Source organism: Lewinella sp. IMCC34191, assembly GCF_003390935.1.
Classification (GTDB): Bacteria; Bacteroidota; Bacteroidia; order Chitinophagales; family Saprospiraceae; genus Neolewinella.
In genome coordinates, this window is the sequence record NZ_QNQZ01000008.1 from 48,550 (window position 1) to 60,201 (window position 11,652).

General features: G+C 60.4%; 9 protein-coding genes. 4 read left to right on the forward strand and 5 right to left on the reverse strand.

Going from position 1 to position 11,652, the window contains the following annotated elements; all coding sequences use genetic code 11:
- Positions 1–42 precede the first annotated feature (42 nt).
- Entirely contained in the window at positions 43–2,604 is a 2,562-nt protein-coding gene (locus tag DRW39_RS15380; RefSeq protein ID WP_116107954.1) for an outer membrane beta-barrel family protein, read from the reverse strand.
- Between the two features lie 203 nt (positions 2,605–2,807).
- Here DRW39_RS15380 and DRW39_RS15385 point away from each other — a divergent pair, with 203 nt between their 5' ends.
- The 3 genes from DRW39_RS15385 to DRW39_RS15395 all read left to right on the forward strand — a co-directional run bounded on the left by DRW39_RS15385 (position 2,808) and on the right by DRW39_RS15395 (position 5,932).
- Positions 2,808–3,851, forward strand: coding sequence for a sensor histidine kinase (locus DRW39_RS15385; protein ID WP_116107955.1), 1,044 nt, complete (start codon positions 2,808–2,810; stop codon positions 3,849–3,851).
- Positions 3,848–4,546: a LytR/AlgR family response regulator transcription factor gene (locus DRW39_RS15390; protein WP_116107956.1), complete on the forward strand. Its 699-nt coding sequence runs from the start codon at positions 3,848–3,850 to the stop codon at positions 4,544–4,546. The genes DRW39_RS15385 and DRW39_RS15390 overlap by 4 nt, the downstream gene beginning before the upstream one ends.
- 84 nt (positions 4,547–4,630) lie before the next feature.
- Positions 4,631–5,932 carry a tetratricopeptide repeat protein gene (locus DRW39_RS15395; RefSeq protein ID WP_116107957.1) on the forward strand — a complete coding sequence of 434 codons (1,302 nt, stop codon included), beginning with the start codon at positions 4,631–4,633 and terminating at the stop codon, positions 5,930–5,932.
- A gap of 14 nt (positions 5,933–5,946) precedes the next feature.
- Here DRW39_RS15395 and DRW39_RS15400 read toward each other — a convergent pair whose 3' ends face one another.
- Positions 5,947–6,516: a carbonic anhydrase gene (locus tag DRW39_RS15400; RefSeq protein ID WP_232830161.1), complete on the reverse strand. Its 570-nt coding sequence runs from the start codon at positions 6,514–6,516 to the stop codon at positions 5,947–5,949.
- Between the two features lie 149 nt (positions 6,517–6,665).
- Here DRW39_RS15400 and DRW39_RS15405 point away from each other — a divergent pair, with 149 nt between their 5' ends.
- Entirely contained in the window at positions 6,666–7,160 is a 495-nt protein-coding gene (locus DRW39_RS15405; protein ID WP_116107958.1) for a VOC family protein, read from the forward strand.
- A gap of 56 nt (positions 7,161–7,216) precedes the next feature.
- Here the strand turns inward: DRW39_RS15405 and DRW39_RS15410 are convergent, their stop codons facing one another.
- The 3 genes from DRW39_RS15410 to DRW39_RS15420 are packed head-to-tail and all read right to left on the reverse strand — an operon-like array spanning position 7,217 to position 11,602.
- The gene (locus DRW39_RS15410) at positions 7,217–9,094 is read right to left on the reverse strand and encodes a T9SS type A sorting domain-containing protein (RefSeq protein ID WP_116107959.1); all 1,878 of its coding nucleotides are present in this window, start codon (positions 9,092–9,094) and stop codon (positions 7,217–7,219) included.
- A 26-nt stretch (positions 9,095–9,120) separates the two neighbouring features.
- Complete coding sequence (locus DRW39_RS15415) at positions 9,121–9,936, reverse strand: family 16 glycosylhydrolase (RefSeq protein ID WP_116107960.1); 816 nt, start codon at positions 9,934–9,936, stop codon at positions 9,121–9,123.
- Between the two features lie 10 nt (positions 9,937–9,946).
- Positions 9,947–11,602 carry a family 16 glycosylhydrolase gene (locus tag DRW39_RS15420; protein WP_116107961.1) on the reverse strand — a complete coding sequence of 552 codons (1,656 nt, stop codon included), beginning with the start codon at positions 11,600–11,602 and terminating at the stop codon, positions 9,947–9,949.
- Between the last annotated feature and the right edge of the window lie 50 nt (positions 11,603–11,652).

The window sequence follows — 11,652 nt, forward strand, 5'->3', positions numbered from 1 at the left end:
CGCCCGGGAGTGGCCATGTCGCGTTTAGGGGGCTTCGGTCGATTATCCACCCAGCATATCGCTGCCCTGGGAGGAACTGTTGGTATTCTTCCGCTGGAAGAGGGAAGCGTCCATCTTACCGAATCGGTAGGAGAAGTTAAGGCGGAGCAGCTGCGGATTCTGCAGGCGGGAAGTTTCCTGGCTGAAGAAATCCGTTAGGGTGTAGCTGCCGAATTCGCGCGAGCCGAAAATATCCTGGATGCTCAGGGTCACCGCGGCGGCATTGTTCCACAGGTTTTTGCGGAGGGAAGCATCGACGAACCAGATCGGTTGGGTGTAGCCCTGGGCGGTATTCTGGCTGGGGCCGTTACCCCCACCCCCGAAGGCATCGTTGTTGGTAGTTGGCGTGAAAGATGCCCGGGTGCGGTACTCTCCGTTAAGTTGGAGGGCGAAGTCTTTCGGCAGCCGGATCTGGACCGTCTCCTTGAGGAAGCCGCTCAGCCGGCTGACCTCCAGTCCGGATTCGAGGTTGCCGGCGTCCACTACCGACTGGTACACGTTCAGGTTGGACGTGAGGTCCAGCCAGCCGAAGAGGTTGTTCTTGAGGGTCACTTCGGCGCCGTAGGCCGTGGCGCTGTTTGTGTTGGCGTAGCTGGTGACGATGGCGTTCTGCCCGAGCTGCTCGTTAAATTCGGTGATCTGGTAGGCAGCGATCAGGTCGGTGGCCTGCTTGTAGTAGACCGAGACCAGCAGGTTATTGCCGCTGGGGAAGATATTCTGGTACGACAGCTCCAGCGAATTGGTAAACTCGGGCAGCAGCTGGGGATTCCCGCGGCGCAGATTCAGGGAGTCGGAGAAGTCGGTGAAGGGCATCGTCTGGAAAAAATTCGGCCGGTTAATGCGTCGGGTGTAGGCCAGTTGTACCTGGTCGGTCTCATTCAGCTTCCGGGTCAGGAAGGCGCTCGGGAACAGGCTGATGGGGTAGTCGATCCGGAAGGAGGAATCCTGCCCGGTCAGCGTGCCCTCGTAGAAGGAGCTTTCGGCGCGCAGCCCGACTTGCAAGCCCCAGTCGCCAAACTCCCGGCCGGTCTGGAGGTAGCCGGCGAAAACGTTGTCCTGAAAGGCGAAGCGATCCGACAGCTGGATGATCTGGGTCCAGTCTTCGCCCTCCCCGTAGTTGACGAAGGTGGCCTGGTCGTTGCTGTTGCTGCGCAGGGTGGCCTTGATGCCGCCCTCCAGCTTGGTCTTATCGTCGATGGGAGCGATAAAGTCGGACTGCAGGGTCAGGAAGCTGCCGCTGCCCGTGCTTTCCTGCCGTTGCTGGCTGATGTCGCCGCTGTCGTAGAAGCTGCGGTAAAGGCTGTTGCCGTCGAATCGCACCTGGTTGTAGTTGGCGTCGGCCGTCCACTCGGCGCCCTGCCGCGGGAAGAGGTGCTTGAATTGCAGGGAGGCGCCGACGTTCTGAAAGTTGCGATCCTGGTCGCTGAAGCGCTCGTAACCGGAGGATTCGCCGGTGCCTCCGTTCCCGTAGGTGGTCGTATTGGTCAGGTAATCGGTCGGGCGGAAGGTACCGTTCATATAGCTCCCGCTGAGCGTAAGGGTGTTGCGGTTGTCGAGGAAGTAATCGAGACCGGCGCGGACGTTACCGAAGGTGCCGCTCATATCGGATTCGGTTTGCTGGGTGATGCGGGTAGGGCCGGGTTCGGTAAAGGTCTCGCGGAAGGTGGTGCCCACCGTAGTGCCCTGGCGGCTCATCAGCATGCCGGATCCGAAAACATTCACCTTGCCCCCGCGGGCGTTGATGTCGCCGCCGAGGTTATAGCCACCCTGGCTGTCGCCGCCGACGCGCACGTTGCCGTTGTAGCCGATCTGCTGGTCCTTTTTGAGCACGATATTGACGATGCCCGCCGCGCCACCGCCCGCGTCGAATTTCGCGGAGGGGTTCGTGATGACCTCCACGCTCTCGATCGAGGTGGCGGGGATCTGTTCGAGCGTCAGCGTCGATGGCCGTCCGTCGATGAAGACCTGGGGCGCGCCGTTGCGCAGACTGACGTTGCCGTCAAGGTCGACGGACAGGGAGGGAACGTTCTTCAGCGCGTCCACGGCGGTTCCGCCAGCGGTGCTGAGGTCCTTGTCCACGCGGTAGGATTTGCGGTCGAGCGACAGGGTCGACAGCGAGGCCTCCGCCGTCACCGTCACCTCGGTGAGCGTGCTGGCGGCGGTGGCCAGTGACAGGTTGCCGAGGTCCTTCGTCGGTCCGCCGCTGAAGTCGAAGGGCTGGCGAATCTCGGCGTAGCCCAGGAAGGATACCACCACTTCCAGCGGGCCGCGGGCGGATACCTGCTCGAAATTGAAATCGCCGTTGTCGGCGGTGAACTGACCGGCGTAAATAGTGTCGCGGAGGGCCTGGGTGGCGGGGTCCATGACCTTACCCTCTACCTGTACCGTGGCGTAGCCGACGCCGGCGCCCGTTTCGTCGACCACCTTGCCGTAGACGCGGCCCGTCATGGCCGATGGCGGTCCTCCGGGGCCGCCGGGTCCGCCGGGTCCGCCACCCGGGAACTGGGCGTGAAGAAGAGAGAAGGTGCCCAGCAGCAGGGCGAAGAGGAGAATGTGGTATTTCATAATCGGGGGGATACTTTTGGGGGGGCCGACGTTCGTGCCGGTTTCCTGGATGGCAACACGAATATCCGCCCGCGTTTGACCCCGAAACCGGGTGTCTCGGTGAACCCGGGAATTGTCCCGACGAACCCGGCTCCCGCCGGTAGCTATAGGGGCGCCGCCGCCGTTTTAAAAGCCGACCTTTACCCCGTCAGCCGACCGATCCTATGTCTACTCCCCGCATCTCCCGCTCCGCCGTGCTCCAGGCTACCGTCTGGATCGGCCTCTGGCTGCTCTTTACCCTCACCGGCGATACGGCCAACCGCTCGAGCGCCGCCTATCTCCTGATCACGCTGCGGATCGCGGGCTTTGCCGTTTACTACAACCTTCTGTACTACGCCGTTCTGCCGCGTTACTTTTCCGGCCGCAAGCGCAGCTTCTACGGCTGGGCGGTGCTGGCCTTCGGGCTGTTCGTCGCCTACTCGATCACCTGTGACCTACTTTTTGTAGATGCGGTACGTACGGCCGGGGGCGACGGAGCGCAGGGAGAAGAGCGCCCCCTGGGCTGGGTGATCGTTCCGGCCATCTTTCTTGGCCTGGCGGTTTTCGGGGTAGCCGCCACCTTCCGCGGCTTTACTGCCTTCGAGGAAAAGAAGGCGTCGGAGGAAGAGGCCAAGCGGCAGCGACTGGAGGCGGAGATCGCCCTGCTTAAGTCCCAGATCAACCCCCACTTTCTGCTCAATACTATTAATAACCTTTACGTCCTTGCGCTCACCCAGCCGGACAGAACGCCCGACGCCCTGCTGAAGCTATCGGAAATGGTCAGCTACATTCTCTACGAGTGCGCCAGCCCGCGGGTGCCGCTGGCCCGGGACCTGCAGTTCATCGAAAGCTACGTCGACCTCCAACGCCTCCGACTTTCGCCCAATGCCCGCCTTGAGGTGCGGCTGCCCGCATCCGTATCCGACTCCGTGATGATCGAACCGATGATCCTCGTCAACTTCGTGGAGAATGCCTTTAAACACGGCCTCACCACCCAGCGTCCCTGCACCATCGCCCTGGCGATCGAACTGGCCGGCGGGCAACTGAGCATGCAGGTGGAGAATCCCGTGCTTCCGCACAAAGCCGAAGGAATGGGAAATCCTTCCGGCATTGGGATGCCCAATACCCGGCAACGGCTGGACCACGCCTACGCGGGAAAGTATACCCTCCGGGTGGATGACACCGATGGGATCCACCGGGTGACGCTGGCCATAAACCTCGACGTATGACCTTCATTGCCCTCGACGACGAGCCCCTGGCCCTGGTCCTGGTCGAACGGCTGGCCCGGGAGGCCCCGGAGTGGACGCTGCTGAAGACCTTTACCGACGCCGCCGCGGCGGCAGGCTTTCTGCGGGAAAATGCCGTCGACCTGCTGCTCACGGACATCAATATGCCCGACATCAGCGGCTTGGATTTCGTCCGCCAACTGGCCGACGAGCGTCCTCTCATCATCTTCCTGACCGCCTACAAGGAACACGCCCTGCAGGGCTTCGACCTGGACGTGGTCGACTACCTGGTAAAGCCGGTACGGCGGGACCGCTTCCTGCACGCCCTCGATAAGGCGGCTACCCTGATCCGGCTGCAGCGTCGGGCGGCGGCGGGTCCGGCGGCGGACGACCACTTTTTCGTGTTTTCCGAGTACGAGGAGATCCGGATCGTAACGGCCGACATCCGCTACGTGGAAAGCATGGGGGACTACGTGAAGATCCACCTGGCGGGGCAACCCCGGCCCGTGGTTACCCTGGAGCGGCTCAAGAACCTGTTCGACAAGCTGGAGGACAAGGGATTTCAGCGCATTCACCGCTCTTACCTCGTCCGCTTGGCGGCCATCGATGGCAAGCAAAAGAATCGGGTGCGGGTGGGGAATAACTGGTTGCCCGTGGGGGAGACGTATGCGCCACAACTTGCCAAGCGCCTGACCTGAGCGGGTTAGGGATGCATACGACCTTGCTAGCCCGGCCAGTGCTGCCTACTACCTTTCCGTATATTAGCCAAAACCCTACCACCAGTGCGTTCTTCCCTCTTCCTCCTTTTCGCTGGAATGCTAGCCTCCTCCCTAACCGGTCAGGCAAGCTTCGTGGTCGAGGAGAAATTGAAATTCGGCCCGCGGGTTTCCCGCACCGGCGCCATGATCTTTTTGAAGCTTCCGCTTGAGGAACCCGGTCAGCGGACGATCGACATTAGCTTTTCCACGCCACCCCTGAACGCGCCCGCCCCGCGCGAGCCACAGGAGTACACCTGGCGGGGAGACGGCATCGGTACGGGGGATACCCTGCAGGCCACTTACAAGATCATTGCCGCGCCGAAGCCGGCCTGGACCGATGATCTACTCGATAGTCTGCGCGGGAAGTCGATTGGCTGGCCCGCGCTCGCCCCGGGGGAAGAAGTGGAGCCCTATATCCTGCCCCCGCTGGTCAGGGAGGATATCGGCCGCACGGAATTCAGTACGCTGAACCGCGCCGATACCAGTCTGGCGGATATCAATCGCCTGATTCGCCGGCTCGACCGTCGAATAGTGACCGTCCGGGATCCGGAGAATTTCGATCAGGCACAACCCCTGCTGGAGGACGTATACCGACGGCGGACGACGGCTACTCGGAAGCACCTGCTGTTATCCCTGGCGCTACAGTACATCGAGGTACCCCACCGGGTGGTGGCCGGCAAGATACTGAGCTACGGAGAGGTGATCGAAAATCAAATATGGGTGGAAGTGCCGGTCGGGGGAAGCTGGTACCGCGTATTCTACGGGGATGGGGTAGACCGATCCGAATGGATGCCCCCCGAAACTTCCGACCTCTTTCTAGCCTGCTCCTACGACTGGCGCGATCTGACGCTGGAGGTCCTTAGCGCGGCGGGAGCACCACCTATTCCATCAATCCTATTTACCTCGGCGGAAAGCCTCCTCTTTTATTTCTGGGACCGCAAAAACGTGGCGCTGGAACGCGGGCAGTTTAGAAGAGCGGAGGCGATGATCGATTCGCTGCTGATGTATACCCCCAACAGCGTAACCGCCATAACCGAAAAGGGCTTGATCCTGGCCCAGGCGGGCCGACCGCAGGATGGCATTGCCTATTTGCAGCTGGGTATCCGCAAGGCCGAACTGCCCTCTGAACAGAGTTTTGCGCTGATGCAGCTGGCCAGGTACTTCTCCCTGCAACATAATGGGGATGATGCTTTACAGGCCGTGATAAGGGCGTGGCAGATCGAGCCCTTCGACAGAGCGGTGCTGCTTCAGGATCCGCGCTTTAAGTGGTTATACCAGCAACGCGCGCTGATGAATAAACTGCGGGCTGTACTGAATATGCAATAACGGGAATATACTGCCTATAGCATGTCGACCTTGCCGCTACCCAGATTATAGTAGGCCGGTACGATCTTCACCTTACCCGCTTCTACGGCTTTGCGGATGATCGGGCTGCGGGTCTTCAGCTCCTCGGCGGTAAGGCGGGCGTTCTCCTTGACGACGGTATTCACGTCGGCCCCGTCGTCGGTTTTGTCCAGCGCCGGTGCGATATGGGAAAGCAGGTGGTTGAGGTTGTAGCCGTTATCGCCGCCGTTGACGGCCGCGGTAACCGCACCACAGGCTTCGTGGCCGAGTACCACGATCACCGGCGTACCGATGTGGGCGACGGCGTATTCGATACTCGCGATGGAAGAGGTGTTCGCTACGTTGCCGGCTACCCGCACGGTAAAGATTTCCCCCAGGCCGGTGTCAAAGGCTAGTTCGGGCACGACGCGGCTGTCGGCGCAGCTAAGGATGATAGCGTAGGGTTCCTGACCGGAGGTGAGTTCCCCCCGCCGGGCGGAGTTCTGCAGCTTGCCGTCCAGTTTGTCGGAGACGAAGCGTTCGTTACCTTTCTTAAGCCGGTCGAGTACCTGGTCGCTATTCATCATGGTGTAAAAGCGGTTTTTGGTTAATGTTCCCTGTTGGAAATCATTGTGGGGGGTAAATGTTTATTAAACGAGCCATCCTGCCAATCGGCAAGTTTTAAGTGTAGGTACATCTATTTTAGGTGCAGAGGCGTTTGCCAGAGAAAATAGCTATGTCCGATCCCGGCTATCGAATTCCCGCAACCACCCGCATCGGTCACGTCCATCTTAAGGTGGCCGACCTGGATCGCTCCATGACCTTTTACGTGGATATACTGGGGTTTTCCGTTTCTGCCCGTTACGGTAAGCAGGCCGTATTTCTCGCGGCGGGAGGTTACCACCACCTTATCGGACTGAATACCTGGCAGAGCCAGGGGGCGCCGCCCGCTTCCCGGCACGGCGTCGGCCTCTACCATACGGCAATTCTGTATCCGGAACGAAAAGACCTCGCCGTGGCGCTCCAGCGTCTCCTGGATGTGGAATATCCCCTCACCGGTGCCGCGGACCACGGCGTGAGCGAAGCCCTGTACCTGGACGACCCGGACGGCAACGGCGTGGAACTGTATTGGGATCGCCCGGACGCGGACTGGCCGCGCACGTCCACGGGAGAAATCGAAATGTACACCCGCCCCCTGGACCTGGAGGCCTTGTTGGCCTTGGCCGAATAAAAATGCCCTCCGCACCGGATGGTACGAAGGGCACAACGGAATAACACTAAAATATTTTACCGCTTGCTCAGCTTCACCGTCAGCTGGCCGTCGGCCGTAGTGACCAGGGCGACATAGGTACCGGCACGCAGGTCGGCCATCGGCAGCTCAAAGCGATCGGTCGCCGGGGTGAATTCCCGTACCACGCGACCGGTAGCGTCGAACAACAGCAGGCGCTCCATACGTACGGGAGCGGTGATGGTTACGGATTCAGACGTCGGATTCGGGAAAGCAGCGAGTACGCCGACTTCCGGCTCGGAGGTCGGTACGGTGGTACTGTTGTAAAAGTAGACGTTATCGATGTACACGGATTCGGTCCGGTAGGGGCGGGCCGAAATGATCAGCTGGCTGATGTCGGTCAGGTTGATTCCCGTAAAGTCGGACAGGGCAATGTCCAGCCGAACCCATTCCCCTTTTTCGGTAACCTGGTAGGGGATCTCGAATTCGGTGTCGTTTCCTTCACCGGGGCCGTCGTCACCAAAATCGACGAGCTTGATCAGCAGTGTATCCAGGTTCTCGGTCCAGTAATCGATGTGGAAGGTATTCATCATGCTCAGGTCCAAAGCGCTGTCGCCCAGCATCTCTATGCCGGCGTAACCCAGATCGGGGTAAAACTTAACGGCGTTGCCCATGATGGTATCCTCCATAAAGCCCGACTCACTCCATTCGGCCCGCCAGGTATTCACGGGTACGTCCGTGTAGGCGTCGCTGAATAGCGAAATGATGTCGTCCCCTTCGTGTATGGGGGCGGGAGCGGCCATCTGCGGGCCTTCCTCTTCTTCCTCCATTTCGGTGGCCTGGCCGCCGAAGTAAACGTCATCCCAGTAGTAGGTAGCGGCTTCCTCCGGCTGGCTGCCGAAATCGAAAAAGATGGACATCTTGTTGTACATCGATCCCAGGTTGAGGGCGGCGGTACCCGTCGCTTCCATCGCGAAGTCGAAGACCAGGGTGTCCCAGGCCTCGGCGACGACGGTGTTGGTTTCCGTCTCCACGCTAATGGTATTGTCATTACTTGCCTCTACCTTCAGGCGCACGGGCGTTCCGGCGGTCGGCGACCATACGCGTACGGAGACGGTCGTGGAATCAGCGGTGAATGGGATGGGGCTGGCGAAACCGGGATCGAAGGGCGATCCACCCCGATCGAGCGTGATCGTGGTTCCCGCGTAGGTTTGGGCACCGACGATCTTCGTCGTTTGGGCTACCGTGTTTTCCGCATTGGTAGGATCTTCCACCACCTGGGAGGAGGCCCCTTCGAAGTCGGAAAGTCCGTAGGTCACGTCCTCGTCCTCGAAGGTGACCGGGAGGTCCAGCGGGGTCTCGCCGAGGCTCTCGCCGCCGCTGTAGAAATACAGGTTATCCAGGTATACGATGCTCTCCTCGGCCGGGGCGCTGGAGATGATGATTTGGGAAATATCGGTCATGTTCATCCCGGCGAAGAGGCCGAGGGGCAGGTCTACGCTGACCCACTCCCCATTGGGAAGGAACCGGCGTAATTCACTCTCCGTGTTATTCTCCTGGGGCTCGTAGCCGTCGCCACCGAAGTCAACCATTTTGATCTGGAAGGCGGTACTGTTGGGCGACCAGAAATCGAAGTGGAGGGTCGTGATACCCGCCTCCATGAGGTCGATGGCGTTTTCCCCGGTCATCTCGATACCGGTGAAGGAAAGGTTGCCGTAACGAAGCACCTCGTTGCCGGCTATGGTTTCCCGGGTGAATTCGGCGGCACCGAAATCGGCCCGGTAGGTGTTGACCGGCACGTCAGTATAAGCGTCGCTGAAGATGCTGATGACATTGTCTGCCTCCTGCATGGGGGCGGGCGGTGCATCCGTCGGGGCCTGCTGGGCAAAGGCCAGCGTGGGCAGGAGGAGTGCAATGATCGAGTAAAGCTTTTGCATAAGATCGTTTTAAGTAGTTAGAAAGGCTATTCGGGTGCGTAGACCCGGACATAGTCGATGACGAATTCCTGCGGGAAGATGGCATCATCTACCTCAGGGCCGCCGAAGTTGCCGCCGATGGCGACGTTGAGTAGGATGTAAAAGGGCTGGTCGAAGGGCCACACTTCTTCGCTGCGCTCCTCCGGGTCGAAGGTGTACACCAGCTGGTCGTCGACGAAGAAGGAAATCTCCTCCGCCGTCCACTCCGCGGCGTAACGGTGAAAGCCCTCCTCGATATCGGCGAATTGGCTCTTCTGCGAGCTGCCGTTGTCCCCGTGGCCGGCGGCGGTGTGCAGGGTGGTGAATACCTCGCCGGGTTCGCGTCCCACGTACTCCAGGATGTCGATCTCTCCACTCAGCGGCCAGCCGACCTCATCGATGTTGGTGCCCAGCATCCAGAAAGCCGGCCAGATGCCCTGGCCGGTTGCCAGCTTGGCGCGGGTCTCGATGCGCCCGTACTGGAACTCCTTATTGTCTTTGGTCGTGATCCGGGTGGACGTATAGCGGTCGCCGTCCCTACGGGCCGTGATGACGAGGTGGCCATCTTCCAGCCGGTGGTTATCCCGGGTGTAGATCTGCCGCTCGTTATTGCCCCAGCCACAAAGGTTGGGGCAACCGTCGCCGAGTTCGAAGTTCCAGACCGTCGTATCGAGTTCGTCGGCGTTGAATTCATCCGACCAGAGCAACGTACGGTCGCTGCCGCCCGGGGCTCCGGGCTGGCCGGGTTGGCCGTCCTGACCGAGCTGCACGTTGCAGGCGGCCAGGGAAAGCAGGAGGGGGAGGGCGCAAGAAAAGGCGTGCATGCTGGAGGATTTACTGGTATACCCGTACGTAATCCACTTCCATGGACGAGGACTGAAATTCAGGATCGATCGCCCCGCCCAGCGTGCCGCCTACGGCCACGTTGAAGATCAGGAAGAAGTCGTGGTTGAACGGAATGCCCGCGTTGTTCTCGAAGGTGTGGTACACCTCATCGTCTACGAGGAAGCGGATGGTGTTTTCCGTCCAGATGGTGGTATAGACGTGGAATTCCGTCTCGGCGTCTTCCACGGTGGTGCTCTGCGTCACGGCGTTTCCGCCATTATTGCCGGGGAAGTGCAGGGCGGAGAGTACCCGCGTCGGGTCGTTGCCTACGTGCTCCATCATATCGATCTCGCCGCAGGCCGGCCAGCCCACTTCGTCGAAGTTCGCGCCCAGCATCCACAGAGCCGGCCAGGTGCCGCCGCCCTCGGGCAGGTTGGCCCGAATCTCGATACGTCCGTAGGTGAACTCGAACTTGTCCATCGTCACGATCCGTCCGGAGGTGAATTCCGAGCCGCTGAAATTCTCGCGCTGGGCGGTGATGGTCAACATGCCGTCGGCTACGCTTACGTTGTCGGTGCGGTCCGTGTAGTTCTGCGATTCGTTGTTACCCCAGCCGTCGTTGCCGGTACCGGTGTCGTAGCTCCAGGCGGTGTCGGCCAGTACGTCGCCGTCGAATTCGTCGGCCCAAACCAGGTTATTGAATTCCGGCTCCTCGTTGCCGCCGCCCCCGCCACCTTGCACGGGCTTTTCGGAGGTAAAGATGTGGTACCAGGCCAGGGCATTGTTGCCGCCCATGACGACCCGTACGACCAGCCGGTTTTCCGTCAGCGAAAGGATCTCGTAGGTCGAATTGCCCACGTAGTAGCTCATGAAGCCACCCTCGGTGAAGTTCAGCAGGGTACCCCGCGTCTGGCCGGGAATGTCGTTGGCGACCACGACCGACTCGGAGGGAGACAGGGCCACCAATTGGGGATCGTCCTGTACCTCGTATGCCAGACAGGCGTCCTCACCGCCCGACCCGCCGGCTACGCTCAGAAAGTCGACGTTGAAGAAGGTGAATCCGAAGTTATTCAGCTCGTAGTACAGATTGTCCCCCTGGCGGCTGAAGATCAGTTCGTCCTCGTACATACACGTATTGCCTACCTTTTCAAAGGGCGCGGCCTGGTAGTAATTCGCGAAGTAGTTGGCCGTGGCATCGCCGTCGTTTTGCCCCACGCCCAGGTGGCCGGGCTCGTCGGCGGCCCAGTACCAGGTCTTGGTTCCGTCGCCGGTAAGCAGGGCGAGAGCCTCGTTATCGTTAAAGGTGCTCTCCACGGTAACTTCCGTGCTGCCGGTCGTGGCGATGCCGGCGGTTCCCGAAGCCACCACCGTTACTTGGTAGGTATTGATGCCTACCTGGGTGAAGCGCTTGGTGAGGCGACCGCTGGGAGCCACCTCCTCGGTGCCGTCGCTAAAGATGTATTTATACGTAATGGCATTATCCGCCGTAGCCACGAAGGTGACCGTACCGCTGCCGTCCCCGTTCGGGGTGTCCGCCGTTTGTCCCGTCACGTTGGCCTCGATCTGCAGATTGGAGGGCGCGGTGAGATCGCCGAAGGCGTATTCTTCCTGCTCGCAGGCGACGACCGTTAGGCCGAGCAGCAGCAGTATATAGTGGAATTTCATGATCGTTATATTCTTGTTTGGTTAGGTCTCTGTTGCGGCGGAGCGCAGGT